Raw genomic sequence first — 25635 nt, 5'->3', positions numbered from 1 at the left:
TGCATGCTCAGAGCTTCGGTTTGCCCGGCTGGTAGACCCACGCCTGGAAGAACGGGCCGAGGTCGCGGTGGGTCAGCCGCTCGACGAACCGGATGAAAGTCTGCGTCGTGACGTTGCTGTGCCGGTGGGCGGTCGGCCACTGCTTGAGGACCTGGAAGAAGGCGCGGTCGCCGATCTTCAGACGCAGCGCGTGCAGCGTCATCGCACCGCGGTCGTAGACCAGGCTGTCGAAGATCCGGTCGCGGCCCGGGTCGGCCACCTTGCCGGTCCAGTTGTCCTCACCGTTGTAGGCGGCCTCGAAGCTCTGCTGCGCCGGGATCCCGCGGAACTTCTCCTGGTAGAGCCACTCCGAGTAGGTGGCGAAACCTTCGTTGAGCCAGATGTCCGACCAGCGTGCCGGGGTGAGGCTGTCGCCGAACCACTGGTGCCCCAGTTCGTGCGCGAGCAGACCGCCGCTGACGTTGCTGCTGCGCTGGTCGTAGACCGGTCGGCCCTGGGACTCGAGGGCGTAGTGAACGCCGACGTCGCCGATGATGCCGCCGGTCGAGCCGAACGGGTAGCGCCCGTACAGAGAGGACTCCCACTCGACGATCTGCGCCGTGGTCTCGTTGAACACCTTGCCCTGACCGGCCTTGGTGTCGACCGACTGGCCGATCGCGGTGATGTTCAGCCGGCCGTCCTTCAGGCGGCTGCGGGTGACGTTGTAGTTGCCGATCGCAAGCATGCTCAGCTCGCTGGCCATCGGCTGGCTCATCTGCCAACGGAAGGTGGTCTTGCCGCGGTGCGTGGTCGTGGGGCCGGGCTCACCGTTGGCCAACACCGTCAGACCAGTCGGCACCGTGATGGTCTGGCTGTACGTCGCCTTGTCGGCCGTCGTGTCGTTCACCGGGTAGTAGGTCGCCGCGCCGATCGGCTGGTTGAGCGCGACCGCACCGTCCTTGGTCGCGGCCCAGCCGGAGATCCCCAGCGCCGGGTCGTCGATCCTCTGCGGGACACCCGCATACGTCACCGCCACCGTAAACGTGCTCCCACGCCACAGCCCACGCCGCGGCGTGATCACCAACTCCTGCGCCCCGCTCCGAGTGAACGCCGCCGCCCGCCCGTTGACCGTCACCTTGCTGATCTTCAACGGCCCCTGGAAGTCCAGATCGAAGCGCGACAGATTCTGAGTGGCCTTGGCGAGGACCGTCGTCGTCGCATCGATCGCCTTGGTCTTCGGGTCGAACGCAAGGTTGATGTCGTAGTGCCGGACGTCGTACCCGCCGTTCCCCATGTCCGGGAAGTAAGGATCCCCAGCCCCCGCCGCCCCCGGCGAGAACGGCGTGGCATTCGCGGTCAAACCCGAAGCCCCCGCCAATCCCAAAGCCACGATGACCGACAGCACCCCACGACGACGTCCCACAAGTCCTCCTCAGAAGTCCACGACAGACCCCCGCAGACTAAGCGACCCCCGCCGCAACCGCCTTGAGCACCCATCAACCACGTGACGCCCGCCGAAATGGTTGACCCGTGCTCAACGCCGTACCGGCGGAGTTAGCCGGCTAGGTGGGCGACGTTGTCCCAGGCGGGGTCTTGGGTGGTGGTTACGGCTACTTTGCCGTGGGTCCAGCCGGGGGTGGCGGCTTGGAGTTGGGCGGCGGCGGGGGTGGTGCCGTCGGTGTAGTAGTGGAGGAGGCGGGTGCCGGCGGAGGTTTCGTGGGCGAGGAGGTTGCCGGAGCCGCCCAGGCGGGCGGTGAGGTGGTCTTCGAAGGCCCGGAGTTCGTCGAGCATGTCGGACTCGGGGAGGCCGTCGTCGCGGATGACCGGGTAGCCGACGGAGATCTCGACGTGGGTGTCGAGGTGTGGGCGGCGGATGGAGCGCAGGGGGTATTCGGCGGTGGCGATCAGGCGGTGGCCGTCGCGGGTACCTTCGAGCATTTTCCAGGCGGGGCTGCCGTCTTCGAGGGTGTGGGCGGCGGCGAAGGCCGCGACCGCGGGCAGCAGGGCGGGGATCGGTTTGGCGTCGGCCGGTACGGCGTCGAGGGTGTCGATCGCGCCGACCCAGGTCTCGACCATCTCTTCGCCGAGCACGAGGTCGAGGATCAGGAAGGTGACCCGCTGCCGGACCTCGACCGGCAGATCCGGGAACGCCGGGTGGTAGACGCCGACGTGGATCGACGAGGCGTCGGGCTCGGTCGTGACGACCGACTGCTCGATCGGTACGGCGGGCAGTCCCTCGAACTGGATCGTGCTGACCGGCCCCGGCCGCCGCAGGTCGGCGTACTCCCAGAGGTGGTCCGAGACGGGCGCGGACCGCAGCCAGCGCCGGGCTGTCGCGCGCCGGCTCGGGTTTCCGGCGGCGGTGACGATCAGGGCGTGCTGGGCGTGCAGGCCCGGGCCGAGCTCCCAGTCGAGTTCGGGGTGGACGCGGTTGACCCATTCGCTCAGCGTGGCGCCGACATCCGCGGGCTCCTTGCGGGCGATCGCGTCGGCGACGAGTTCGGCGCCGACGGCGGTCCACCAGGTCCAGAACGCGCCGATCGGATCGGCCTCCACGACGGCCGCCTTGCGACGCTTGAAGATGGGCATACGTCCTATCCTCCCTCGCCCGAGGTGCGGACACACTGCGTGACCTGAGAGGGTGCCTGGAAACTACACGCCTACTGCGCAGCACTCGGCGCAGCGCCTCGCCGCACTGGTGCGAAGACCACGATGGAAAAACATCGAGGCCTCCGCCCCAGCACGCCGAGCCACTACACCGAGCACTTGCTCGCTACGGCGTGTAGTCCCCAGGCACCCTCTGACCAGTACGCCGCTGGTGTGGTTCCGGCCACAGGATTATGGAGCGCCTGGTTCAGGCGCGTAACCTGCAGACACCACTGGCATATGGGGCCGGGTGGCTTAGGAGGAGAACAGAAGTGCTTCGGCGAGTCCTGCTGGGCATGTCCCGCAGCCCCCAGATCAAGAAGGCCGTTTCGGCCATGCCGGTGTCCAGCGGCATCGTGTCGCGGTTCGTGGCCGGTGAGACCGCTCCGGAGGCCGTGCTGGCCACCGAGAAGCTGGTCAGCAACGGCCTGAACGTCACCCTCGACCACCTCGGCGAGGACGTCACCGACCTGGCCGCCGCGAGCGCCACGGCGGACGCCTACCTCGAGGTTCTGAAGCAGCTCTCCGCCGCCGGCCTCACCAAGAACGCCGAGGTGTCGGTGAAGCTGTCCGCCGTCGGCCAGGCGCTGCCCGGCGACGGCGAGAAGATCGCCCTGGAGAATGCCCGGACGATCTGCCACGCGGCCCGCAACGCCGGTACGACGGTGACCCTCGACATGGAGGACCACACCACCACCGACTCCACGCTGGGCATCCTCCGCGAGCTGCGCCAGGACTTCCCGGAGACGGGCGCCGTGCTGCAGGCCTACCTCCGCCGTACCGAGGCCGACTGCCGCGACCTGGCCCACGCCGGTTCCCGGGTCCGGCTCTGCAAGGGCGCCTACAAGGAGCCCGAATCGGTCGCGTTCCAGGACAAGCGCCAGGTGGACAAGGCCTATGTCCGCGCGCTGAAGATCCTCATGAACGGCACCGGCTACCCGATGGTCGCGTCGCACGACCCGCGCCTGATCGCGATCGCCGGCTCGCTCGCCGACCGCGCCAACCGGCAGCCGGGCAGCTTCGAGTTCCAGATGCTGTTCGGCATCCGCCCCGAGGAGCAGGTCCGCCTCGCAGGCCTCGGCCACACCATGCGCATCTACATCCCGTACGGCGAAGACTGGTACGGCTACCTGGTACGCCGCCTCGCCGAGCGCCCGGCCAACCTGCAGTTCTTCGCCCGCTCCTTGATCAGCAAGAAGTAACAACCAGTAAGAAGTCGTACTGTGTGGGCATGACTGACCAGGTGGCCATTCTCGGGGCCGGTGTGATGGGCGAGACGTTGTTGTCGGGGCTGATCCGGGCCGGGCGACGACCGGAGCAGTTGCTGATCACCGAGCGGCGTGCGGAGCGTGCTGCCGAGCTACGCGAGCGGTACGGCGTCGATGTCGTGTCCAACCTGGATGCGGCGGCGAAGGCGGACACCCTGGTGCTGGTGGTCAAGCCGCAGGACATGCCTGAGCTGCTGGCCGAGATCGCGCCGGTGGTGAGGCCCTCCCAGACGGTTGTTTCGCTGGCCGCTGGTATCTCCACCAGCTTCATCGAGTCCCGGCTGCCCGAAGGGGTCGCTGTCGTCCGGGTGATGCCGAACACGCCGGCCCTGGTCGACGAGGGGATGGCTGCCATCTCCCGCGGTGCGCACTGCGATGAGAGCCACCTCGCGCTGGCCGAGGGGCTGCTGTCCGCGACCGGCCGGGTGATCCGGGTGCCGGAGAAGCAGCAGGACGCGGTGACCGCGATCTCCGGCTCCGGACCGGCGTACATCTTCTTCGTGGTGGAGTCGATGATCGAGGCGGGCGTCCACATGGGCCTGCCGCGGACGACGGCCACCGACCTCGTCGTACAGACTGTCGTGGGCTCGGCCAAACTGCTCCGCGAGACCGGTGAGCACCCGACGGTGCTGCGCGAGCGCGTGACGTCCCCGGGCGGTACGACGGCCGCCGCGGTCCGCGAGCTCGAGGACCACAAGGTGCGGGCGGCTTTCCTGTCCGCGATCGAGGCGGCGCGCAACCGTTCCCGCGATCTCGCCGCCGAATAACACCTCTCTGGAGGGTGGCGTTATTCTGAGGCGATTCTTTCCGGCAAGGATGATCGGTTATGGTCCCGCCCATGGGTAATCGTTCGGCGCAGAAGAGCCCCGAGCAGCTCAGCCCTGCTCCGGAGCCGGTGGCGGAGCTGCCGGCGCTGCCGTGGCGGGTCCCGGTGGATCCCGCGCCGTGGTGGGCCTGGGCGCTGTTCGTGGCGCCGTTCATCGCGGTTCCGGCGCTGAATTCGTGGCTCTGGATGGGCGCCCGCGACATCCTCGCGGTCTTCCTGCTGACGATCATCGGCGCCTCGGTGGTCCGGGTCGCCGGCGGCGTCGTGCTCTACCGGGTGATGCTGACGCCGACCGCGCTCAAGGCGCGGACGAGCATGCTGATCCGCAGCCTGCCTTGGCAGGACGTGGACAAGATCGAGGTCGGCGGCGACAACGTCGTACTGACCCGTGGCAAGGACGAGAACGAGATCAACGGCATCCCGGCCGACCGCACCGCCGAGGTCGCCGCCGTGATGGAGGCCCTGCGCAGGCAGGCCGCCGGCCGTCCGGCCCGTCGCGCGACCCCGCGTCCCGGCATCGGCGCCCTGCTCGTCCTGCTCTACCTGGTGCTCTCCATCGGCTCCTTCCTGATGCGCTGGCACCTCGTCTGACCCCGACATAAGGTCGAGGTCATGGACTTTTCCTTTTGGCCGAACGCCGGCCGGACGTGGACCGAAATCCTCGAAGGCGCCGAGTACGCCGAGCGCACCGGGTGGCACGGGGTCTGGATCGCGGACCATTTCATGAAGAACGACGCCGACCTGTCGGTGCCGGTGAACGAGGCGTTCGCGCTGCTCGCCGGTCTCGCCGTCCGCACCGAGCGGGTGCGGATCGGCTCGATGGTGCTCGGCAACACCTATCGGCACCCCGCGGTCGCCGCCAATGCGGCCGCGACGATCGACCAGATGAGCAACGGCCGGTTCGTGTACGGCATCGGTGCCGGCTGGCAGGTGAACGAGCACGAGGTCTACGGCATCGAACTGCCGCCGGTGAAGCCGTTGCTGGCCCGGTTCGAGGAGGCCTGCCAGGTGCTCAAGGCGCTGCTCACCGAGGAGCGCGCGACCTTCGACGGCAAGTACTACCAGCTCAAAGGTGCCCCGCTCGAGCCGAAGCCGGCACACCTGCCGGTGCTGATCGGGGCCTCCGGCGAGAAGGTTGCCCTAGGCATCGTTGCCAGGTATGCCGATGAGTGGAACCACTGGGGTCGCCCGGATCTCGCCGCCCACAAGGGGAAAGTCTTCGCTGAGCACTGCGAGCGCATCGGCCGCGACCCGAAGACGGTCCGCCGTTCCGCCCAGACCTTCCTCGAGGTGATCGCCCCCGGCGACACCGAAGCGGTCGCCCGCAAGGAGAACTTCGAGTCCCGCGGTCTGCACGTGATCATGGGCTCGGCCCAGGAGGTCCTCGACGTCGTCGCCGAGTACCCGGCCGCGGGCATCGACGAGATCCTCGTCCCCGACCACTGGTTCGGCTCCGGCGCCGAGCGCTTCGAAACCCTCGAACGCCTCCGCGAAGAGGTCTTCAACAAGATCTAGAGCGACAGCGTGGCCATCACTGGCCAGTGATCGCTGGGCAGCCGTCCACCGGGACGGAAGTGCGAGACGGCTGCCTCGGTCACGGTCCAGGCCGGGCTGATCAGGATGTGGTCGATCCGGTCGTCGTCCTCGGCGCCGGTGAAGTCGTGCCAGCTACCACCCGCATCAGCCGGTACGGCGTACCGCAGGCCGGCGTCGGTGAGCGCCTTCAACGGGGGAGAGTCCGGCGTCGCGTTCAGATCGCCCATGACGATCCACGGCAGGTCACCGGCGGTCCACCGCGCGACCAGTCGAGACGACTGCAGTTGCGCGACCTCGCCGGCGTGGTCGTAGTGCGTGTTCAGTACGCCGATCGTCGTGCCGCTGCGGTGCCGCAACCAGACGAGCGTGGCTACCCGGGTCAGATCCGCGTCCCAGCCGACCGATCCCGGCGTACCGGGGTCGTCGGACAGCCACCGCGTCTCGGAGCGCTCGATCCGCCAGTCGCCCGTCCGGACCATGACGGACGAGCGCTCACCGGCGTCCATCCCGTCGTCCCGGCCGACGCCGACGATCTCGTGCTTCGGGAACCGGAAGCGCAGGTACTCGAGCTGGTCGGGCAGCACTTCCTGCAGCCCGACCACGTCGGCGTCGAGGAGTTCGATCGCCGCCACCGCCGCATCCCGCCGTACCGGCCAGGCGTTCTCGCCGTCCGGGGCGGACGAGTTGCGGAGGTTGAAGGTGGCGGCACGGATCCTCATGGCGTCCAGCCTTTCATGGGGCCCGGCCTTTCATGGGGCCCGGCCTTTCATGGGGCGCAGCCTGCCAAACCCATGGCTCGCGTCGCTGCCCGAAGTCGGGGTTCGCTCGCCTCGAGCGCCCGCTCCCGTCCTTGCGCCAGCAGCTCGTCGACCGCGCCGGGATCGGTCGCCAGCCGGGCGTACTCCTTCTGCAGCGGCTCGATCACGGCCAGTACGGCGTCCGCGACGTCCCGCTTGAGGTCGCCGTACGACGAGTAGGCCGCCGCGAGCCGGACCGGATCGCCGTCCGTGCAGGCGGCCAGGATCTCCAGCAGGTTGGTGACGCCCGGCTTGGCCTTCTCGTCGTGGCGGATCGAGCTCTCCGAGTCGGTGACGGCCCGCATCACCTGGCGCCGGATCACGTCCGGCGGGTCGAGCAGCCGGATCGTCCCGACCGCGTCGTCGGAGTCCGACTTGCTCATCTTGGCCGTCGGGTTGGCCAGGTCCTTGATCCGAGTGGCCAGCGCCGCCTTGTGCAACTCCGGTACGACGAAGGTCTCGCCGTACTCGCGGTTGAACCGGATCGCGACGTCCCGCGCCAGCTCCACGTGCTGGTCCTGATCGCCGCCGACCGGGACCCGCTGGGCGCCGTACAGGAGGATGTCCGCCGCCATCAGGCAGGGATAGGTGAAGAGCGAGGCCCGGGTCATCGGACGGCCGCCCTTCTCCTTGTACTGGATCATCCGGGACAGCTCGCCGACGTACGACGTGCACTCGAGCAGGTACGCGAGCTGGGCGTGCGTGGGGACGTCCGACTGGATGAATACCGCGCCCGGTGGGATTCCGGCCGCGAGCATCAGCGTCGCGCACTCGCGGGTGAGCGTCGCGAGTCGACGTGGATCGTGGCGTGTGGTCATCGCATGCAGGTTCGCGACGAAGTAGAACCCGTCGGGATCGGTGAACCGCCGCAGGGCGCCGAGGTGGTTGCCGAGCGTCAGGCGGCCGGACGGGGTGATGCCGGAGAGCGAGGTCATGTCAGTGCCTTTCGGTGAGTTCGGGCCCTACCTCACCGAGCGCACAAAAAAGGCCGTCTCGGCGAGACGGCCTCTTGGGTGCGTGTGAACGCCGGGTGACCGCCCTAGACGGCCCACCACAGCTGCAAGTTTGTGTTCACGCTCCAACCTTAGCCCGGCGACCGGTTCCAGGGCTACCTCAGGCTCACGCTGGGCGACCGATCTGACTTCTCTTGCAAATCCTGTAACGCTTTGCAGCCCCACAGCGATGAACCGAACGTTGGACCCGCTGCTGACCCAGCGTTTGAGCGGGCCGGCGCGTCCTGGGAGGGGTGTCGCGCCGCCCGCTGCTCCAACCTCCACCCGCCGAATCACCCCTGACAACGTGCGCCAAACTAGTGGCATGACGGTGCAGGTACGGCGATTGGCCGCTGACGACTGGGAAATCCTGCGCGAGGTCCGGCCGCGGGCCCTGATCGAGGCGCCCGGATCGTTCTACGAGAAGCACAGCGACTCGATCGCGCTGACCGCGGACGAGTGGCGGGCCCGGCTGAGCGCCGCCAACAAGGTCACGCTGCTGGCCGAGTCCGACGGGGAACCGGCCGGGATGGTCAGCGGCGTACCGGCCGGTCCGGACGAGCGGGACCCGGATGCCGCGCTGATGCTCTCGATGTGGGTCGCCCCAGCGTTCCGTGGAGTCGGGGTGGCTGACCGGTTGACCTCCGAGCTGCTGGTCTGGTCCCGGGAGCAGGCCTACAAGCGGTTGCTGCTCTGGGTGTACGCCGCTGCTCCGCGCGCTGCTGCGTTCTACCGCCGGGCCGGCTTCGAGCCGACCGGACGCGTCGAGACGTTCTACGACCCGACGCGCCCGCTCACCCTGATGTCCCAAACCCTCTGAGGCTCAGGCGGTCGGCTTCAGGCTGACGTCGATCGCGTCCAGTTCGGTGTAGCACTCACCCTTCTTGAAGGTGACCGTGTTCGTCCCCGCCTTGAGGTCGAGGTCGACCGCGGAGGTGCCCAGCAGGTCCCAGCTGTACGACGGGTACGTCATCGTGGCCGGGGTGCCGTTGTTGGCGTCGACCAGATGGGTGCAGTTGGTCCCGATCCCGTTCGCGCCGCGGGCCCGGATCCGATAGGTGCCGGCGGCACCGACGTCGAAGGTGAACTTGACGAAGCTGGTCGGGGTGTCGATGTAGCCGACCTTCGCGCCACCGGAGGCGGAGACGATCTTCGTCCGCTTGGTCGGTGCGCCGCTGATCGTCGCGTTGGCGGTCTGCTCGGCCTCGTACCGGGTCACCTGCAGACCGGTCAGGGCGGCGTACCAGCGGGCCGCGGCCTTGGATGCGGCGCCGTAGTTCGGGTGCCACATGTCGACGAAGTCGTAGGGCTGGAACAGCACCGAGTTCGCGTCCAGGTAGTCGACATGCTTGCCTGCGGCAACCTTGCCGGCGACGATGCCCGGGATCGTGTAGTTGAAGGCGGCTACGCGGGTGTAGTGATCGGCGTGCGCGAGCTGCGGGATGGCGCTCACGAAGACCCGCGTGTTCGGCAGGGTGCTGGTGATGGTGTCGATCAGGGTCGACAGCTTGCCGGGTGCGGCGCCCGCCCCGGCGTCGTCGTACATGTCGTTGGTGCCGATCTGGAGGGTGATCACGTCGGGCCGGTAGGTGTTCAGCCAACCGACCACATTGGCCTGGATCTGGCTGATCGTCCAGCCGCCGTGGCCCTCGTGGTTGGGGTCCATCAGGTTCGCCGGACCGCCGGTCTGCGACCCGACGAAGTCGACCGGCCGGCCGTCGGCCTTGAGTAGTTGCCAGAGGTCGGGCCGGTACGACGCGGTGGTACCGACGTCCCCGGCCGTGATCGAGTCGCCGAGCGGCATCACCTTGGTCGGAGTCGCCCGCACCAGCGGGACGGCCGGTACGTCGGCGGCGGGGGCGGCAGCGGTGTTCGTGGTGAGGGCTCCGGCGGTGACGGCGGAGCCGATCAGAGCGGCCGCGCCGAGCAGCGCGGGCAGAGCGCGAGCGATCGCACGCATCAGGTTCTCCTCCAGGTGGGCGGGCCGATTGGATCAACTGGCCGCCTTGATCGTCGGCCTGTGCCGGGAGACCGGCAAACCATTCGACGGACCCCGAAGCATCGGGTGGACCGCTAAGGTCGGCTTGAGCGAGCGGAGCGAGCTCATCAAAAGGCACAGGGAGCAAGGCTCATGGGGCCGGAGCGAAGCGGAGGACACATGAGTGGTGAGGCGAGATTGGTCTATGAGGATGCGCTGACGCGGTACGACTTCGGCCGCGGGCACCCGATGAGTCCGATCCGGATCCAACTGACCATCAAGCTGGCGCGCGAGCTCGGGATCTTCGACCACCTGCCGGTCGTCCCGGCTCCGATGGCCAGTGACGACCTGCTGCGGACCGTGCACACGGCCGAGTACGTCGAGGCGGTCAAACGGGCCGGCGCGGACCCCGACGTACCGGATCTCGAGCACGGGCTCGGTTCGGACGACACCTACAACTTCGCCGGGATGCACGAGGCGAGCGCTCAGATCGCCGGCGCCAGCGTCGAGGCGGCGCGGTCGGTGTGGTCGGGTGAGGTGCTGCACGCGGCGAACATCTCCGGCGGCCTGCACCACGCGATGCCCAACCGGGCCAGCGGCTTCTGCGTCTACAACGACCCGGCGATCGCGATCCAGTGGCTGCTCGACCAGGGCGTCGAGCGGGTCGCGTACGTCGACGTCGACGTGCACCACGGCGACGGCGTACAGGAGGTCTTCTACAACGACCCGCGGGTGCTCACCGTGAGCCTGCACGAGTCGCCGACCACGCTCTTCCCGGGGACCGGCAGCGCCGGCGAGACCGGCGGACCGGACGCGGAGGGATCGGCGGTCAACATCCCGCTGCCGCCCGGGACCGGGGATTCCGGCTGGCTGCGGGCGTTCCACGCGGTCGTGCCGGACGTCGTACGCGCGTTCCAGCCGACGATCCTGGTCACGCAACACGGGTGCGATTCTCACGTCGAGGACCCGCTCGCGCACCTGACGAAGACGGTTGATGGGCAACGCGCGGCGTACCTGGCCCTGCACGACCTGGCCCACGAGGTCACCGGCGGCAAGTGGGTCGCCACCGGCGGCGGGGGCTACGCGATCATCGACGTCGTGCCGCGGGCCTGGAGCCACCTGCTGGGGATCGTCGCGGGCAAGCCGATCGACCCGCAGACCGCCGTACCGGAGGCGTGGCGCGAGGAGGTGCGGATCCGCTTCGGCCGCGTCGCGCCGCTGCGGATGACGGACGGCCGGGACCCGGAGTACGTCGACTGGTCGGCCGGTTACAACCCGGACACCTGGCTGGACCGATCCATCAAGGCGACCCGGGACACCTGTTTTCCGCTCCTGGGCCTCGACCCAACGTACTGACTCCGTCACAGGATCGAGTCACACGAGTCCCCCTCTTTCCCATTCGCACCAACAGCCACTACCCTCGTGACATGCACGGACGGAGGTGCCGGAGGGGAAGCCGGCGCACGATCCGTGCTGGAAGTGCGGTGCGCAAATGGCATCAAAGAAGTCCGGTGGTGAGCAGCCGCTCGCAGAGGTGAAGTTTCTGACCGTGGCAGAGGTTGCCACGGCCATGCGCGTGTCCAAGATGACGGTGTACCGGTTGGTGCACTCCGGTGAGCTGCCCGCGGTGCGGGTAGGTCGTTCGTTCCGGGTGTCGGAGGACGCGGTGCACGACTACCTCAAGGGCGCCTTCTTTCAGGCCGGATAACCACGAGAGAAGCGGCCGGATCCCCTCGGGGACCGGCCGCTTCGTCATGTCTTGGTCTGTTGCTGCGACAGCGTCCGCAGTACGGCGATCGCCTGCTGGACCGTTTCGTCCGCGTGCCCGGCCCAGACCTGGTGCTGGGCCGCGGAGCTGGCGACGACGGCCTCCTCGGCGGCTTTGACGCCCTCCGGGGTGAGCCGGATCTGAGTGCCCCGGCCGTCGACCGGATCGGGCTCACGGTCGACGTAGCCCCGCCGTACCAGCTGGTTGACGACGTTGCTGGTGCCGCCGGAGGACAGGAACAGGTTCCGGCTCAGATCCGACGGCTTCTGCCGGTACGGCGCTCCGGCCCGGCGGAGGGCGACGATCACGTCGAACTCGGCCGAGGTCAGCCCGAGCTCCCGCAGGACCGGGCGACTGGCCTGGTCCAGAGCGTCGGCCAGCACCATCACACGCTTGCTCAGCTCGCTGGTCGGGTGCAGCGCGGCCGGTAGTTCGTGCTGCCAGGCCGCGAGGATCCCGTCCACCCGATCGGTCGTCATGGTTGACAGTCTAGATGCCTTTGATGATAGCTTTATGGAAAGCTTTCTACTGAGAGGAATTCTGATGTGCACGCTGGTGCAAGGCGGCCTGGTCATCGACACGGCTCCGGAGGTGACGGTTCGGCCGGAGGCCGACGTACTGATCTCGGACGGGCGGATCGTCGCGGTCGGGCCCGGCCTGTCGGCGGAAGGCGCGGAGGTGATCGACGCCCGGGGGCGGATCGTGCTGCCGGGGTTCGTCGACACGCACCGGCATGTGTGGCAGGCGGCGCTGCGCGGGATCGGGAACGAGGGGGACCTCGGGTACTACTTCGATCACGTGATGCAGGCGCGCGGGACGCGGTACCGTCCATCGGATGTTGCCGCGAGCAACTTTATTGGTGCGTTGGAGTGCCTGGATGGCGGCATCACGACGGTGCAGGACTACTCGCACGTGCAGGGCTCGGCCTCGTACGGCGAGGCCGCCGTCGACGCTTTGTCGCGCAGCGGGATCCGCGCTGTCTATGGGTTTGGCCCGTCACCGCTGGTGGGTGGAACCGCTGACCCGGCCGCCCTGCGTCAGGTGGTGGCCGCCGGCTCGGACCGGATCACCGTTGCCCTCGCATCCACCGGCCCCGCCTACGCGCCGTTCGATGTCGTCGAGGCCGACTGGGCGCTCGCTGCTTCGCTCGGTCTCTCCGTAGTCACCCACATCGACCGCAGTGAGGTCACCCAAACCCCGATCACCCTGCTGGCCGAGGCGGGTCTCCTGCGCCCAGACACCCTCTACGTGCACTGCAACAACCTGTCGGACGCTGAGCTGAAGCTGATCGCCGACTCCGGAGCCTCCGTCTCGATCGCCCCCGCCGTCGAGGCCCGCCTGGAAATGGGCCCGCCGGTCGCCGCTCGCCTGAAAGCCCTGGGCGTCCCCGTCAGCCTGGGCATCGACACCGTCACCAGCGCCCCCGGCGACATGTTCAGCATCATGCGGCAGATCCTCGCCCTCGGCTACAACGCCTTCACCGCCCCCGAGGTCCTCCAGCTGGCCACCATTGCCGGCGCCCAGGCCCTGGGGTTCTCCGATGTCGGTTCCCTTGCTGTCGGCAACCAAGCCGACCTGATCCTGCTCCGAGCCACCGACCCCAACCTCGCCGGCGGCCTGACAGATCCCGTCGCGACGGTCGTCACCTCTGCCCACCCCGGCAACGTGGAAACAGTCCTGGTCGCCGGCCAGCTCCTCAAACACAACGGCCACCTAACCACCCCCACCTACCCAGAAGCCCTAGCCGCCCTGACCACCGCCACCACCCACCTCTTCCCCTAACCGGTGGATTTGAGGTACCCCGCGACGAAAATCCACCGGCTAACGCACCACCCGCCGCGAAGCCAAAGCCGACACCCCAGGCGACGAGAACGCGGTCACCGGCCTCGCCATCCACCCCAGCCACCGCGGCGGCCCACCATGCTGTCTTTCAGATCGGCCGGACGCGGCGAGCAACCACAAACCCACGCCCCCGGCCGAGCCCTTTCGGTCTGCGCCACGTCTCAACCACCACAGACGGCCACCAAAGAAGCGGCGAGCCAGGCCGGCAGCTGAGCTAGAAGGCGCGGGCGGACCTGCGCCACTGACCAACTCACCCCGGCGAGGCGTTTCGGGCGACGGCTGAGCGTGGAGAGGTAGCCGCGGCGGAGGTTGATCAGTGGGGGCGGTCCGCGGCGACCGGCCACGCTGTCCTTCGGATCGGCCGGTCGCGGTGAGCAACCACAAACCGGCCGAGGACTTGCGTCCTGCCCCTACTCAACCGCACATCTGCGGGGCTATCCGTCCAAGTTGCCCCTTCTCCCCTCGTATCAAGGGGGGAGAAGGGGCGACTTCCGGGGTTATCCGTTCAAATTTCGGCCGGAGGAATTCACGTGGTTAGCGGGTTAGGAGGGATTGGATGGCGAGGGTGACTTCTTCGGGGGATTCCTCGGCTAGGAAGTGGCCGGCGGTGGTGGTTTGGTGGGTGAGGTCGGGGGCCCAGGCGCGCCAGCGGGCGGCGGCGTCGAAGCCTAGGGCGGAGCCCCAGTCCTGCTGGACGACGGTGACGGGCATCCGGAGTTTGTTGCCGGCGGCAAGGTCTTCGGTGTCGTGGGTGACATCGATGGTGGCGGAGGCCCGGTAGTCGGCGACGATCGACGGGATGGCGGCTCGGGAGGCATCCAGGTACGCCGTGCGGACGTCGGCGGGAATGGCAGTCGAGTCCTTCGTCCAGATGTCGAGGAAGTGACCGAAGAACGCATCAGAGGCGCCCGCGATGAGCTGTTCGGGCAGGCCGGGCGGTTGCGCCATCAGGTAGAGGTGGAAACCGATGGCTGCGGTGGTGCCGTGCATGACTTCCCACATGTCGAGGGTCGGCAGTACGTCGAGCGACAGCAGGTGGGTGACCACGTCCGGGTGGTCGAGCGCTGCGCGGAAGGCGACCAGGGCGCCGCGGTCGTGGCCGACCAGGGCGAACGTCTTGTGCCCGAGAGCCTGCGCGACTCCGACGACGTCCGCAGCCATGGTCCGTTTCGCGTAGCCGTCGAGCGGCTTGTCGCTGGCGCCGTACCCGCGGAGGTCCGGGCAGATGACGGTGTGTTCTGTAGCGATCTTCGTGGCGACGTGCCGCCACATCAGGTGCGTCTGCGGGAAGCCGTGCAGCAGCACCACCGGCGTACCGGTGCCGCCGACCGCGACGTTGAGCGTCACCCCGTCGACGCCGGGGAGCTGGTGGTAGTCGAATCCGTTGATCTTCACTCGCCCAGAGTCGCGGGTGCGGATGAGCGCTGGATGAGCACGTTACGGTGAGCGGGTGGAGTTCGGGGTGCTCGGGCCGGTGGTGGCTTGGGATGATGCGGGGGAGCCGGTTGCTCTCAAAGGACCGCGGCACCGGGCGGTGCTGGCGCGGCTGATCGTGGCGCACGGCCGGGTGGTACCTGCGACGCGGCTGGTCGACGATCTCTGGGCAGACCCGCCAGACGGTGCGCTGAGCGCCGTACGGACGTTTGTGGCCGCACTGCGCCGATCACTCGAGCCGAACCGCGCACCGCGGTCGGAGCCCAAGCTTTTGGTGACGGACGGTCCCGGCTACGCGCTGCGGACCGAGAGCGTCGATGCCTGGCGGTTTGAGTACGCGGTCGAGGCGGGGGAGTACCAGGCCGCCCTCCAGCTGTGGCGCGGCCCGGCGTACGCAGACTTCGCCGATGAGCCATGGGCGCAGGCAGAGCGGGCGCGGCTGACTGAGCTGCGCTTGCTGGCCGTGGAGCGGTGGGCTGACGCCCGTCTGACTTCCGGTCAGGCCGCAGCGGCGGTAGCTGACCTGGACGCGCATGTGACCGAGCATCCGTGGCGTGAGGAGGGCTGGCGGCTGTTGGCGCTGTCCCTCTACCAGTCCGGTCGCCAGGCCGACGCCCTCGCCGTACTGCGTCGTGCCCGGACCATGCTGGTCGCCCAGCTGGGCATAGACCCCGGTACGGCGCTCGCGCGGCTCGAAACGGACATCCTCAACCAGGTCGTGGAGCCGGCCTCGGTGTGGTCCGCTGCAGCGGCCGCCTACCAACGAACCACCGGCGCACGAGCTCAGCTGGAGTCAACGGTCGGACTGTTGCGCAGTCTCGCGATCACCGGCGAACTCGGCGAGGTACGTCGCCACCGCCTAGCCGCGATCACCGCGGCCGAGCAGCTCGGCGATCCGGACCTGGTCGCGCGCGTGATCGGCGCGTACGACGTACCGGCGATCTGGACGCGATCCGACGACGAGGCGCAGGCCGCGGCGATCGTCCGCGCCGCCGAGCGGGTCCTCCCGACCCAGGATCACCCGACGATGCGCGCCCGCCTGCTGGCCACGATCGCCTTGGAATCAAGGGGGTCCAGCGCGGCTCGCCCGCTGGAGGCTGCTCGCGAGGCGGAGCAGATCGCGCGCACGCTGGACGATCCCGCCGTCCTCGCCTTCGCATTGAACGGCGTCTTCATCCAGTCCTGCCGCCAGGCCGGCCAGTCCCGCGAGCGCGACCGGATCGGCGCCGAGCTGATCGCCCTCGCCGAGCGCCACGCACTCCCGGCGTACGAGGTTCTAGGTCATCTGATCCGCCTGCAGTCGGCCTGCGCCATCGCCGATCACACCGCCGCCGACGACCATGCGGCCGCCGCCGACGCGCTGTCGGCCCGGCATGACTCGCCGCTCGTTCGCGTCTTCACCGGTTGGTACGCCGCTCTCCGTGCGGACACTCCCAACGCGTACCGACAAGCCGCGACCCAGCACCCCGCCACCGCCATGCCCGGTCTCGATCACGGCCTGCTCGCGCTGGCGCTCGCGGCGCAAGCCCTCCGCCACCAGACCCCCATCGCGCAGACGGCCGACTACGGTCCCCATGCCCCATGGATCCAGCCGAACCTGATGATTGCCCAAGGCAAATACTCGTACGCCGCCCGTCTGCTCAGTCACGCGGCGACCCCGCCCCCAGGCCTGTTCCTCGAAGCGCACTGGGCCCTTCTCGCGCAAGCCGCCGAAGCCGTAGATCACCAACCCCTACTGGCCAAAGCGCGATCCGCACTCCGTTCGGCCGCGGGCGAACAAGCCGGAGCGCAGTCCGGCTTCCTCACCCTCGGCCCGGTCGACGCCTACCTCTGAGCGGCCGCCGTACGGGCGAAGGCGATGGACTCCTCGATCAGTCCGAGGATGACGGTGAGGTCCTCTGCAGTTCGGGGGCCGTAGACCATGATCTCGGTGTCGTGACCCGCATACCCGTGTGGTTCGCCCCACCCGAGCTCACAGACCTCGGCGGCGCGCGGTGCAGGCAGGCACAGGTGCACGCTGGTGTCTGTCGCGCCGTGGAGGTGTGCCGGCTCGAGCGGCGCTCCGCCGGCCAGGTTCGCGTCTGGAACGTGGGCATCCAGCAGGCCTTCCAGCAGGACCGCGCGGGACGACACAAGGGATGCTTGGCTGTGGCCCTCGACCACACCCGGCAGCTGAAAGACCTCATAGTTCAACCGGCCCCACAGCTCCGGTGAGGCGTTCTGGTCAAGCTGCGAGTGCGGACCGGTCGAGCTGGTCGCCGGACGTGTGCCGCTGCGAGGTTCGAGGATCATCCCGCCAAGCTATGCGCCCCGAAGGCCAGACCAGAGCCTGCATAGCTTAGACGTCGGGTGAGCCCGACTCGGCTTGGCGATCCGCGGCGACGCGCTGCTCCTGGTGGGCGTGGTGCGAGGTGGGGCGGTAGGCCTCCTCGTAGGCCGCGACCGCACCGGCGAGGCCTGAGCCGTGGCCGCGCCCCTTGGCCCACCTGGCGAACCAGGTGAGCCCGGCCAGGACCACGATCAGGCCGCCGAGAAAGATCGCGTAGGCCATCTAGGCAGGCTTCCGGGCGCGTACGGCGAGGGAGTGGGGCACGTCGGGGCCCTCGGGCTCGATGAAGCGTTCGAGGGTCAGGCCGGTGGTGAGGAAGGCGTTGAGGTAGTCGGCGAGCGGGACGTGGCTCATGCCGATGTGCTGGCGGATGCCGCCTTCGCCCCAGTACGGCGCGGGCTGGTGCCAGCCGGGTTGCCGGTACGACCCGTGCGCCGTACGGCTGCCGTCGTCGTCGTTGTAGACGACATGCGGTCCGTTGAAGCACGGGTGCACGCCGTACTCGATGAAGACACCGCCTGGCCGCAGGACGCGGGTGGCCTCGCGCAGCACGTCGCCGAAGTCGTCGACGTCGGTGGAGATCCACATCACCATCACGGTGTCGAAGGACTCGTCGGGGAACGGCAGTGCGGCCGCGTCACCGATCATCAGCGGGCCGTCGGTGCGGGTCCGTGCGAGGCGTAGCTGGTCGCCCGAGTAGTCGAGGCCGACGACCTCGCGGCCGCTGGCGCGGATGGTCCCGAAGTTGCGTCCGGTGCCGCAGCCGATGTCCAGGCAGGGGCCGGACCCCTCGCCGAGGAGCTCGAGCAGACCGGGTTGATGTGGCTCCGCGCCGATCACGAACCGATCGTCGTACCAGTCGGCAAGACCGTCGTAGCGAGCCCTCGTGGCAGTGGTCATGTGTGCCTCCCCAGACGTGATCTCCACCCTACCCAAGGGCCGCTTTAGGTCCACACGGTGACGTACGGGTAAGCTTTGCCGACGTTCTCTTTGAGTTTGGATGGTCCAACTGTGGGTTCTGTAATCAAGAAGCGCCGCAAGCGTATGGCGAAGAAGAAGCACCGCAAGCTGCTGAAGAAGACGCGGGTTCAGCGCCGCAAGCTCGGTAAGTAGCCCCGTTTTTGAAGTAGCAGGGCCTGTCGCGCCTCAGGTGTTGAGGCGACGCGGCAGTCAGTGGGGTTGTTGCTGTCTGGCTGGGGGCTTCTCGTGGCACAGGTAGTAATGGTGACCGGCGTCTCGCGAGATGCCGGTGCTCGGTGTGCCCGGAGGCTGGCCGACGATCCGTCGATCGGCACGGTGCTCGGCATCGACGTGGTTCCGCCACGCGCCGAGCTGGGCCGGGTCCGGTTCGTGCGAGCCGACATCCGCAACCCCGTGATCGCGAAAGTTATTGCCGCCGAGGGCGTCGACACCGTCGTCCATACCGGCGTGGTGGCCACCCCGGGCAGTGCCGGCGGCCGGTCGTCGATGAAAGAGATCAACGTCATCGGCACCATGCAGCTGCTCGCCGCCTGTCAGAAGGCGTCCGGTGTGGCCAAGCTGGTGGTGAAGTCGTCGACCACGGTGTACGGCGCGGGCCCTCGCGATCCGGCCATGTTCACCGAGGAGATGGCGCCGCGGGCGATCGCTCAGACCGGTCTCAGCAAGGACGCGGTCGAGGTCGAGGGATATGTGCGCGGGTTCGCCCGGCGCCGCCCCGACGTCTGCGTGACCACGCTCCGGATGGCGAACTGGATCGGCCCCAAGACCGACTCCCCGATCACCCGCTACTTCGGTCTCCCCGTCGTGCCGACAGTCTTCGGGTACGACGCGCGCCTGCAGTTCCTGCACGAGGACGACGGGATCGAGGCCATCCACCACGCCACGGTGAACGACCTGCCCGGCACGTTCAACCTGGCCGGCGACGGGGTGCTCGCCCTGTCCCAGGCGATCCGGCGGCTCGGCCGCCCGACGCTGCGGCTGCCCACGTTCACCGCGTCGAGTACGGCGGCCGCCGTACGGCGTGCGCGGCTGGCTGACTTCTCGCCGGACCAGATCGTCTTCCTGACCTACGGCCGGGTGGTCGACACCACGCGGATGCGGAGCGCCTTCGGGTTCGAGCCGCAGTTCACGACGGCCGAGGCGTTCGACGAGTTCCGCCGGTCGCTCGGGCCGGGCGCGGCCAGCCGGGCCGCGGCACTGCTGTCGACCGGGCTGGGAGCGTTGCGTGGCTGACGCGGAGGTGATTCCGATCGGTTCCGGTGGTCGACCGGGCCGAGGCAGCGGCCGCCGTACGACGCCGTCCGCGGCTGCTCGCGCGCTTGCCGGGCCGGGCAACGCCCGCCCGAAGAAGCCGACCAAGGCGAAGACCGCCGATGCGAAGTCTGTCGAGGAGACAGACGCCGGAGCTGTCGACGACACGGTCACCAAGCTGCCGACGCCTGCCGCCGACCAGAGCAGCACTCGCCAAGGCAGCACTCGCCACGGCAGGACTTCCCAGGGCACGACTTCCCAGGGCAGCGACCCGCAGGGCAGCGACCCGCGGGGCAGCGCCTCCCAGGACGGTTTCACGCGGGGCAGAGCCGCCCAGGGCACTGACTCGCAGGGCAGCGCCTCCCAGGACGGCTCTACGCGGGGCAGCAGCACGCGGACCGAGAGGCGCGGGCCGGATCTTGGAGCGCTGGCCGGGTTGGCCGGTCTCGACTTCGCCGCGCTAGAGAAGGCCGTCCGCGACCTGTTCGGTGCGGATGGCGAGCGACGGGTCGCCGAATGGTTCGCGTTCCTGCGCCGGCGGTTGTCGGGGGAGTACGAGGTCGACGAGTTCGGTTTCGACTCCGACCTGACCGACCAGATCCTGCTGCCGATGCTGCGGCCGCTCGCGGAGAAGTGGTTCCGGGTCGAGGTGCGCGGGGTGGAGAACATCCCCGACACCGGTAGCGCGCTGATCGTGGCGAACCACTCCGGCACGATGCCGCTCGACGGCCTGATCACCCAGCTGATCGTCGCGGACCACACCAACCGCCCGCTGCGCACGCTCGCCGCCGACCTGGTCTTCCGGACGCCGTTCGTCGGCGAGTGGTCCCGCAAGGGCGGCGCCACGCTGGCGAACAACGACGACGCCGAGCGACTGCTCCGCCAGGGGAATCTGGTCGGCGTCTGGCCCGAGGGTTTCAAGGGCCTCGGCAAACCGTTCAGCGAGCGCTACAAGCTGCAGCGCTTCGGCCGAGGTGGATTCGTCAGCGCCGCCATGCGGACCGGCGTACCGATCGTTCCGTGCTCGATCGTCGGTGCCGAGGAGATCTACCCACTCGTCGGCAACCTCTCCTCACTGGCCCGCCTGATGGGCGTCCCCTACGTCCCGGTGACCCCGTTCTTCCCGCTGCTCGGGCCGCTCGGCCTGATCCCGCTGCCCTCCAAGTGGCTGATCGAGTTCGGCGAACCGATCCGCACCGACGAGTTCCCCGAGGGCGCCGCCGACGACCCCATGCTGGTCTTCAACGTGACCGACCAGGTCCGCGAAACCATCCAGCAAACCCTCTACACCCTCCTAGTCCAACGCCGCAGCGTCTTCTTCTAACCCCCGCCCCCCGCCGCCCGCCCCCGCTGCCCGCCGCACCGGCGCCCCACCCCACGCCCAAAGGTGGGGCGGCTGCTCTTTGTGCACACGGCGCATCTTTGTGCACCCACCAGTCACGCGGAGGGCGTGGAAATGGTTGGTGGCTTCCCAAAGTTGGCGTCCGCGCCCAAAGTTGGCCTCCGCGCCCAAAGAGCAGCGGACCCACCTTTGTGCACGCATCGCATCTTTGTGCACGCACCAGTCACGGAAAGCCCCTCGAAATGGTTGGTGGCTTCCCAAAGTTGGCGTCCGCGCCCAAAGTTGGCCTCCGCGCCCAAAGAGCAGCGGACCCACCTTTGTGCACGCATCGCATCTTTGTGCACGCACCAGTCACGGAAAGCCCCTCGAAATGGTTGGTGGCTTCCCAAAGTTGGCGTCCGCGCCCGAAGTTGGCCTCCGCGCCCAAAGTTGGCCTCCGCGCCCAAAGAGCAGCGGACCCACCTTTGTGCACGCGGCGCATCTTTGTGCACCCGTCAGTCACGCGGAGGGCGTGGAAATGGTTGGTGGGTTCTCAAAGTGGAGGTTCGTGCACAAGGAGCAGCGGACCCACCTTTGGGCGCGGCGCGGCGCGGGGGCGGGGCTTGTACGGCGGGGGCGGGGCGGCTGGTGGGGTGCGGTGGAGGCGGGGTTGGGGGAAAGGCAGAAGCCCGGCCGCGGGGGCCGGGCTTCTGGTGGTGCTTGGTGCGGGTGCTGTTACTTCCAGGGCGGGAGCAGGGTCTGCAGGACGCCCGGGAGGTTGATCAGCGGTGGGAGGCTCAGGCTGGGGAACGGCCAGGGCCAGGAAGGGGTGTTCGGGGTCGGTCCGGTCGGCGGGCCTGACGGCGTACCGGTCGGGGTGGAGCCGGACGGGCGCGGGGGAGTCTTCAGGCTGCTCGGTGGCGGGGTCTGGGACTCTTCCACGATCGTCGTGTTCGGCACCTTGGTGGGTGTCGTGGTGGGCTTGCTGCTGGGGCCGCTCGTCGGCTTGGTGGCCGGCGGCGTCTTCAGCTTGCCGTTGGGCGGCTTCACCGACTCCTCGACCGTGGTCGGCACCTGCTGGTTCTTCGGTGCCTTCGGCTGGTCGCACTTCGGGCAGGCCGTCGTGGTGTGCTGAGCCAGTTGGTCGATCGTGGCCAGGGCCTCGACCGCCGACTTCAGCGACTCCGGTGGCAGCTTCGGCCCGAGCTCGACCAGGGCCTGGCGGGCGCTGGTGATGAACGCCGTGACTGCCGTGATCGCACTCGCGTCGCTGTCCTGCTGGTACGACGCGACCAGCCGGGACACGCCCTTGCGGGCCTGCGCCGAGAAGTCGTCGAGAGTGCCGTTGATGGTGGTCGCGGACCCGCCGTTCTCGGCGAGTGCCTGGACCTCGGACAGCCGGGTCTGGGCGTGCTCGAGATCGCGCCGGCCGCGGGAGTCGTCGCCGATCCCCACGTTGGTCGCCACGTTCTCGATACTGCGCTTCATCCCGTACAGCGTGTCGCCGGGCATCGCCTGCTGAGCGGCAGCGGCCGAACCGATGCCACCTCCCAGAAGCACCAGCGCGGCGGTACTGGCCACGAGCCGGATGCGCCGGCCATGACGATGGCGGATATCTGTCACGGACGCGTCGACGTCCTCGCCACTCGGCGGGTCGTCGGAGCTGTCAGGGGTGCTGCGCACCATGGTCGGGGTCGTGGTCGCCGCGCGGGCCGCCGCCTGCTCTAGCAGTCGGTGCCTTAGCTCGGCGCTGAACTCCGGCCGAGGTGCAACTGCGCCGGCGGTCCTCAGCCGTCCGACGAGTTCTACAGCCTCTTCCAACTCCGGGTCATCGCTCAGTCGCGAAGAGTGACGGGGCCCGTGATCAACGGCGTGCGCGAAGGTCTCCGCGCGCGCTCGAGCCCTGTGTAGGTCACTCATGGATCTCGTTCTCCTCAATGGCCAGTCGGGGTCACCGACAGGTCCTCACGAGGGAGAACGATGAAACTCCCTGACGGGTTACGGAAGACTGTCGTTGTCATCCGTCTCACCTCAAGTCCTTGGGGATAACCTTCGCCAAGTGCCGGACGGCCCTCAGTTGCAGTTGCTTGACGGCGCCTTCGGACTTCTCCAGCGCCCTGGCCGTTTCCGCGATCGACAAACCGGCGAAGAACCGCATCGTCAGGCAGTCGCGTTGTTCGTCGGGCAAGCCCGCGACGGCGTCCCGCAGCACCTCGGCGGTGGCCGCGGCCAGTACGTCGACCTCCGGCCCCTCGGTCTGCCGGTCGTGCGTCTCGATCTCGTCCGTGACCACCTCGAGCCGGACCCGGCCGGACTTGTAGTGGTCGGTGATCAGGTTCCGGGCGATCGTCACCAGCCAGGCGCCGAAATCCCGGCCCTGCCAGCGGAACGAGTCCAGCGCGCGGAGCGCGCGGACGAACGTCTCGCTGGTCAGGTCCTCGGCGAGCGCCGATGAGGACACCCGGGCGTAGATGTAGCGATAGACGGTGAGCGAGTACTCGTCGTAGAGCTCACCGAAGGCACCGACGTCACCTGCCTGAGCGCGATCGACGAGCTCTGCCCGTCTCATCCCGTCCGGACTTGGCTCCGGCGTCGTCAAGATCTCTCCCCGTTCGAAAGACACGTCGATTGACACATCCGCGCATGGCCACAGCGGCTGACGACGTGGGCGAGCACCGAGCGTTACGCCTGGAGCACTCACTGTCAACAGCTTGCGGCGTGCCGCCTTCCCGTCGGTCGTTCACACGAATGCGCCAGCGGACCGCTTCCGTCACCACCTGATGACGCAGAGCAGCCTGCTGTTGGGGTTATCGCGCATGGTCGCCCCGACGTGGACGGGTTTCTGCAGTGTGAGGTTCAGCAGAAGCACATCCACGAGTTCACCTGTATATCTCCCGTCACGCTCTGCTGCAACCATTGCGCGCAACCTGGGCCCTGCCTGAGCGTGGATCGGCCATGGCAGACTCAGCGGGTGGACTTCAACTTCGCGGACGTTCTTCGTGACACAGCGCGACGTCACGGCGATCGGGTCGCGCTGGTCGACGGCGACCGGCGACTGACCTGGACCGAGCTCGACGAGGCCGTCGAAACCGCCGCCCGGGGGTTCGCCGCGGCCGGTCTGGTGCCGGGCTACCGAGTCATCCTGTTGCTTGCCAACAGCATCGAGTTCGTCACCTCCTACCTGGGCGTTCTTCGCTCCGGGCTGGTGGCGGTGCCGCTGAACACCGGGCTGACCAAGCCCGAGGTGGACACCGTCGTGGCGCACTCCGGGGCCCGCCTCGCGGTCACCGACGCAGACCTCGCCGGGCTCGTTGAGGGGGTCCGGACGGTGCGGTCCGGCGATCTCGAGGGTGACGCTGTGTTACAGCCGACTCTCGACCCCGAGACGCTCGCGGTGCTGCTTTACACCTCAGGAACAAGTGGAGATCCGCGAGCGGCGATGCTCACGCACCGCGCACTCACAGCGAACGTGAGGAACCTCTCCGCACTCGGCCCCGACAGAATGGGCCCCGAAGACGTGGTCCTGGGCGTCCTGCCGATGTTCCACGCCTTCGGCCTGAACGCCGTCCTCGGCTGGACCGTCGCGACCGGCGCGGCCCTGGTCATCGACCAGCGCTTCGACGCCGCGCACACCCTCGACTTGGTCGCGCAGCACGAAGTCACCCGGCTCCCGCTCGCCCCGCCGGCTCTGCACGCACTGCTGGCCCAGCCAGACCTCCGTACGGCGCTCGCCGGTGTCAAGGTGGTGTTGACCGGCGCATCCGCGTTGGAGCGCAGCCTCGCCGACCGCTTCGAGCAGGTGACCGGTCTGTACGTCCACCAGGGCTACGGCCTGACCGAGGCCTCCCCAGGCGTCACCACGACGCTGGACGAGGAAGAGCCGAAGCCCGGCTCAGTCGGGCGCCCGCTGCCGAACGTCGAGCTCCGGATCGCCGACGAGCAGGGTGAGGACGTCGAGGGCGACGACCCCGGCGAGATCCTGATCCGCGGTGCGAACATCTTCTCCGGCTACTGGCCCGACGGTGTCGACGGTCCGGACGACCAGGGCTGGTACCGGACGGGTGATGTCGGCTTCCTGGACGCGGACGGAGACCTGTTCCTGGTCGACCGGTTGCGCGAACTGATCATCGTGTCCGGCTTCAACGTGTTCCCGAGCGAGGTCGAGGACGTGCTGGTCGCGGCGGACGGCGTACTGGAAGCTGCCGTGATCGGGGTGCCGTCCGAGGAGACCGGTGAGTCGATCAAGGGCTTCGTCGTGGCTGAGCCCGGCGTGACGCTTGAGCCGACGGCAGTCCTGCAGTACGCCGGGACGCGGCTGGCCCGGTTCAAATGCCCGAGTGAGCTCGAGATCGTGGAGCAGTTGCCGCATTCCGTCACCGGCAAGGTGGCCAAGGGCAGGCTCCGGGCGGAGGGATGAGCGCCCGCGTCACGCTCTACGGCAAGCCCGGCTGTCACCTGTGTGACGACGCCCGCGCGATCGTCGAGGCGGTCTGCGCGGAGGTCGGGGTGGAGTGGACCGAGGTCGACATCACCCAGGACGACGCGCTGTTCGTCCAGTACGGCGAGCAGATCCCGGTCACCCTGGTGGACGGCAAGCAGCACGATTTCTGGCGGGTGGACCCAGCCAGACTCCGGAAGGCCCTCACCTCTTAGTGCTGTCGGTCACCCTGGGGTTCGCCGATTTTGT

Annotated in this window: 26 protein-coding genes; 14 read left to right on the top strand and 12 right to left on the bottom strand. The window is 68.6% G+C overall.

The annotated features are described in order from the left end of the window. Positions 1-7: 7 nt before the first annotated feature. The gene (locus OG474_RS12480; RefSeq protein WP_405062418.1) at positions 8-1402 is read right to left on the bottom strand and encodes a M1 family metallopeptidase; all 1395 of its coding nucleotides are present in this window, start codon (positions 1400-1402) and stop codon (positions 8-10) included. A gap of 131 nt (positions 1403-1533) precedes the next feature. Next, a complete protein-coding gene (locus OG474_RS12475; RefSeq protein ID WP_405062417.1) occupies positions 1534-2568 on the bottom strand; it encodes a DUF695 domain-containing protein in 1035 nt (344 codons plus the stop codon). Between the two features lie 329 nt (positions 2569-2897). Between OG474_RS12475 and OG474_RS12470 the strand changes: the two genes are divergently transcribed. The 4 genes from OG474_RS12470 (at position 2898) to OG474_RS12455 (ending at position 6234) form a co-directional block, all read left to right on the top strand. Next, on the top strand, positions 2898-3827 hold the full coding sequence (locus OG474_RS12470; RefSeq protein WP_405062416.1) for a proline dehydrogenase family protein: 930 nt from the start codon (positions 2898-2900) through the stop codon (positions 3825-3827). 29 nt (positions 3828-3856) lie between these two features. Further along, positions 3857-4660: a pyrroline-5-carboxylate reductase gene (gene proC / locus OG474_RS12465; protein ID WP_405062415.1), complete on the top strand. Its 804-nt coding sequence runs from the start codon at positions 3857-3859 to the stop codon at positions 4658-4660. A 71-nt stretch (positions 4661-4731) separates the two neighbouring features. Beyond that, positions 4732-5310, top strand: a complete 579-nt coding sequence (locus tag OG474_RS12460) for a hypothetical protein (RefSeq protein WP_405062414.1) — start codon at positions 4732-4734, stop codon at positions 5308-5310. Between the two features lie 21 nt (positions 5311-5331). Beyond that, on the top strand, positions 5332-6234 hold the full coding sequence (locus tag OG474_RS12455; protein ID WP_405062413.1) for a TIGR03560 family F420-dependent LLM class oxidoreductase: 903 nt from the start codon (positions 5332-5334) through the stop codon (positions 6232-6234). Here OG474_RS12455 and OG474_RS12450 read toward each other — a convergent pair. Together OG474_RS12450 and trpS are read right to left on the bottom strand one after the other, a co-directional pair. Continuing rightward, positions 6231-6974 carry an endonuclease/exonuclease/phosphatase family protein gene (locus tag OG474_RS12450; protein ID WP_405062412.1) on the bottom strand — a complete coding sequence of 248 codons (744 nt, stop codon included), beginning with the start codon at positions 6972-6974 and terminating at the stop codon, positions 6231-6233. The genes OG474_RS12455 and OG474_RS12450 overlap by 4 nt on opposite strands. 47 nt (positions 6975-7021) lie before the next feature. Beyond that, positions 7022-7987, bottom strand: coding sequence for a tryptophan--tRNA ligase (gene trpS / locus OG474_RS12445; protein WP_405062411.1), 966 nt, complete (start codon positions 7985-7987; stop codon positions 7022-7024). A gap of 382 nt (positions 7988-8369) precedes the next feature. Here trpS and OG474_RS12440 point away from each other — a divergent pair, with 382 nt between their 5' ends. Beyond that, positions 8370-8864, top strand: a complete 495-nt coding sequence (locus OG474_RS12440) for a GNAT family N-acetyltransferase (protein WP_405062410.1) — start codon at positions 8370-8372, stop codon at positions 8862-8864. Between the two features lie 3 nt (positions 8865-8867). Here OG474_RS12440 and OG474_RS12435 read toward each other — a convergent pair whose 3' ends face one another. Then, the gene (locus OG474_RS12435; RefSeq protein WP_405062409.1) at positions 8868-10004 is read right to left on the bottom strand and encodes a GDSL-type esterase/lipase family protein; all 1137 of its coding nucleotides are present in this window, start codon (positions 10002-10004) and stop codon (positions 8868-8870) included. 198 nt (positions 10005-10202) lie between these two features. Between OG474_RS12435 and OG474_RS12430 the strand changes: the two genes are divergently transcribed. Next, positions 10203-11378 (top strand): acetoin utilization protein AcuC, encoded by a 1176-nt coding sequence (locus OG474_RS12430; RefSeq protein ID WP_405062408.1) that lies wholly within the window; start codon positions 10203-10205, stop codon positions 11376-11378. A gap of 136 nt (positions 11379-11514) precedes the next feature. Beyond that, a complete protein-coding gene (locus tag OG474_RS12425) occupies positions 11515-11730 on the top strand; it encodes a helix-turn-helix domain-containing protein (RefSeq protein WP_012923942.1) in 216 nt (71 codons plus the stop codon). Positions 11731-11774: 44 nt separating this feature from the next. On the opposite strand, the gene OG474_RS12420 is transcribed toward OG474_RS12425, so the two are convergent. Next, a complete protein-coding gene (locus OG474_RS12420) occupies positions 11775-12269 on the bottom strand; it encodes a MarR family winged helix-turn-helix transcriptional regulator (RefSeq protein WP_405062407.1) in 495 nt (164 codons plus the stop codon). A gap of 64 nt (positions 12270-12333) precedes the next feature. On the opposite strand from OG474_RS12420, the gene OG474_RS12415 reads away from it, so the two are divergent. Further along, on the top strand, positions 12334-13572 hold the full coding sequence (locus OG474_RS12415; protein ID WP_405062406.1) for an amidohydrolase family protein: 1239 nt from the start codon (positions 12334-12336) through the stop codon (positions 13570-13572). 594 nt (positions 13573-14166) lie between these two features. Here the strand turns inward: OG474_RS12415 and OG474_RS12410 are convergent. Beyond that, positions 14167-15027, bottom strand: coding sequence for an alpha/beta fold hydrolase (locus OG474_RS12410; RefSeq protein WP_405062405.1), 861 nt, complete (start codon positions 15025-15027; stop codon positions 14167-14169). A gap of 55 nt (positions 15028-15082) precedes the next feature. Here OG474_RS12410 and OG474_RS12405 point away from each other — a divergent pair, with 55 nt between their 5' ends. Continuing rightward, entirely contained in the window at positions 15083-16900 is a 1818-nt protein-coding gene (locus OG474_RS12405) for a BTAD domain-containing putative transcriptional regulator (protein ID WP_405062404.1), read from the top strand. Here OG474_RS12405 and OG474_RS12400 read toward each other — a convergent pair. From OG474_RS12400 to OG474_RS12390, 3 genes are read right to left on the bottom strand one after another with little or no spacing between them, the layout of a single operon-like run. Beyond that, positions 16891-17358: a hypothetical protein gene (locus OG474_RS12400; protein WP_405062403.1), complete on the bottom strand. Its 468-nt coding sequence runs from the start codon at positions 17356-17358 to the stop codon at positions 16891-16893. The genes OG474_RS12405 and OG474_RS12400 overlap by 10 nt on opposite strands. A gap of 46 nt (positions 17359-17404) precedes the next feature. Beyond that, positions 17405-17617, bottom strand: coding sequence for a hypothetical protein (locus tag OG474_RS12395; protein ID WP_405062402.1), 213 nt, complete (start codon positions 17615-17617; stop codon positions 17405-17407). Further along, positions 17618-18295: a class I SAM-dependent methyltransferase gene (locus OG474_RS12390; protein WP_405062401.1), complete on the bottom strand. Its 678-nt coding sequence runs from the start codon at positions 18293-18295 to the stop codon at positions 17618-17620. Between the two features lie 111 nt (positions 18296-18406). On the opposite strand from OG474_RS12390, the gene OG474_RS12385 reads away from it, so the two are divergent. The 3 genes from OG474_RS12385 to OG474_RS12375 all read left to right on the top strand — a co-directional run bounded on the left by OG474_RS12385 (position 18407) and on the right by OG474_RS12375 (position 20951). Continuing rightward, positions 18407-18508: a 30S ribosomal protein bS22 gene (locus OG474_RS12385; protein ID WP_008356322.1), complete on the top strand. Its 102-nt coding sequence runs from the start codon at positions 18407-18409 to the stop codon at positions 18506-18508. A gap of 93 nt (positions 18509-18601) precedes the next feature. Next, positions 18602-19609 carry an NAD-dependent epimerase/dehydratase family protein gene (locus OG474_RS12380; protein WP_405062400.1) on the top strand — a complete coding sequence of 336 codons (1008 nt, stop codon included), beginning with the start codon at positions 18602-18604 and terminating at the stop codon, positions 19607-19609. Then, positions 19602-20951, top strand: coding sequence for a 1-acyl-sn-glycerol-3-phosphate acyltransferase (locus OG474_RS12375; RefSeq protein WP_405062399.1), 1350 nt, complete (start codon positions 19602-19604; stop codon positions 20949-20951). Before OG474_RS12380 ends, OG474_RS12375 begins: the two co-directional genes overlap by 8 nt. A 732-nt stretch (positions 20952-21683) precedes the next feature. On the opposite strand, the gene OG474_RS12370 is transcribed toward OG474_RS12375, so the two are convergent. Together OG474_RS12370 and OG474_RS12365 are read right to left on the bottom strand one after the other, a co-directional pair. Further along, complete coding sequence (locus OG474_RS12370; protein ID WP_405062398.1) at positions 21684-22634, bottom strand: DUF5667 domain-containing protein; 951 nt, start codon at positions 22632-22634, stop codon at positions 21684-21686. A gap of 340 nt (positions 22635-22974) precedes the next feature. Further along, on the bottom strand, positions 22975-23517 hold the full coding sequence (locus OG474_RS12365) for a sigma-70 family RNA polymerase sigma factor (protein WP_132164702.1): 543 nt from the start codon (positions 23515-23517) through the stop codon (positions 22975-22977). A gap of 402 nt (positions 23518-23919) precedes the next feature. Here OG474_RS12365 and OG474_RS12360 point away from each other — a divergent pair, with 402 nt between their 5' ends. After that, the gene (locus tag OG474_RS12360) at positions 23920-25365 is read left to right on the top strand and encodes a class I adenylate-forming enzyme family protein (RefSeq protein ID WP_405062397.1); all 1446 of its coding nucleotides are present in this window, start codon (positions 23920-23922) and stop codon (positions 25363-25365) included. Beyond that, entirely contained in the window at positions 25362-25601 is a 240-nt protein-coding gene (locus tag OG474_RS12355) for a glutaredoxin family protein (RefSeq protein ID WP_405062396.1), read from the top strand. Before OG474_RS12360 ends, OG474_RS12355 begins: the two co-directional genes overlap by 4 nt. The last annotated feature ends 34 nt before the right edge of the window (positions 25602-25635 follow it).

The sequence above is a fragment of the Kribbella sp. NBC_01505 genome (assembly GCF_045040285.1).
Taxonomy (GTDB): domain Bacteria; phylum Actinomycetota; class Actinomycetes; order Propionibacteriales; family Kribbellaceae; genus Kribbella.
The sequence above is the reverse complement of the archived record's forward strand: the minus strand, read 5'-3'. Positions and strand labels throughout refer to the sequence as shown.

Excerpts from the sequence above, each read along its gene's own strand:
- OG474_RS12475 (WP_405062417.1), bottom strand. The coding sequence starts at position 2,568 with ATGCCCATCTTCAAGCGTCGCAAGGCGGCCGTCGTGGAGGCCGATCCG.
- proC (WP_405062415.1), top strand. The coding sequence starts at position 3,857 with ATGACTGACCAGGTGGCCATTCTCGGGGCCGGTGTGATGGGCGAGACG.
- OG474_RS12460 (WP_405062414.1), top strand. The coding sequence starts at position 4,732 with ATGGGTAATCGTTCGGCGCAGAAGAGCCCCGAGCAGCTCAGCCCTGCT.
- OG474_RS12455 (WP_405062413.1), top strand. The coding sequence starts at position 5,332 with ATGGACTTTTCCTTTTGGCCGAACGCCGGCCGGACGTGGACCGAAATC.
- OG474_RS12450 (WP_405062412.1), bottom strand. The coding sequence starts at position 6,974 with ATGAGGATCCGTGCCGCCACCTTCAACCTCCGCAACTCGTCCGCCCCG.
- trpS (WP_405062411.1), bottom strand. The coding sequence starts at position 7,987 with ATGACCTCGCTCTCCGGCATCACCCCGTCCGGCCGCCTGACGCTCGGC.
- OG474_RS12440 (WP_405062410.1), top strand. The coding sequence starts at position 8,370 with ATGACGGTGCAGGTACGGCGATTGGCCGCTGACGACTGGGAAATCCTG.
- OG474_RS12435 (WP_405062409.1), bottom strand. The coding sequence starts at position 10,004 with ATGCGTGCGATCGCTCGCGCTCTGCCCGCGCTGCTCGGCGCGGCCGCT.
- OG474_RS12430 (WP_405062408.1), top strand. The coding sequence starts at position 10,203 with ATGAGTGGTGAGGCGAGATTGGTCTATGAGGATGCGCTGACGCGGTAC.
- OG474_RS12425 (WP_012923942.1), top strand. The coding sequence starts at position 11,515 with ATGGCATCAAAGAAGTCCGGTGGTGAGCAGCCGCTCGCAGAGGTGAAG.
- OG474_RS12420 (WP_405062407.1), bottom strand. The coding sequence starts at position 12,269 with ATGACGACCGATCGGGTGGACGGGATCCTCGCGGCCTGGCAGCACGAA.
- OG474_RS12415 (WP_405062406.1), top strand. The coding sequence starts at position 12,334 with ATGTGCACGCTGGTGCAAGGCGGCCTGGTCATCGACACGGCTCCGGAG.
- OG474_RS12400 (WP_405062403.1), bottom strand. The coding sequence starts at position 17,358 with ATGATCCTCGAACCTCGCAGCGGCACACGTCCGGCGACCAGCTCGACC.
- OG474_RS12395 (WP_405062402.1), bottom strand. The coding sequence starts at position 17,617 with ATGGCCTACGCGATCTTTCTCGGCGGCCTGATCGTGGTCCTGGCCGGG.
- OG474_RS12390 (WP_405062401.1), bottom strand. The coding sequence starts at position 18,295 with ATGACCACTGCCACGAGGGCTCGCTACGACGGTCTTGCCGACTGGTAC.
- OG474_RS12370 (WP_405062398.1), bottom strand. The coding sequence starts at position 22,634 with ATGGTGCGCAGCACCCCTGACAGCTCCGACGACCCGCCGAGTGGCGAG.
- OG474_RS12365 (WP_132164702.1), bottom strand. The coding sequence starts at position 23,517 with ATGAGACGGGCAGAGCTCGTCGATCGCGCTCAGGCAGGTGACGTCGGT.
- OG474_RS12355 (WP_405062396.1), top strand. The coding sequence starts at position 25,362 with ATGAGCGCCCGCGTCACGCTCTACGGCAAGCCCGGCTGTCACCTGTGT.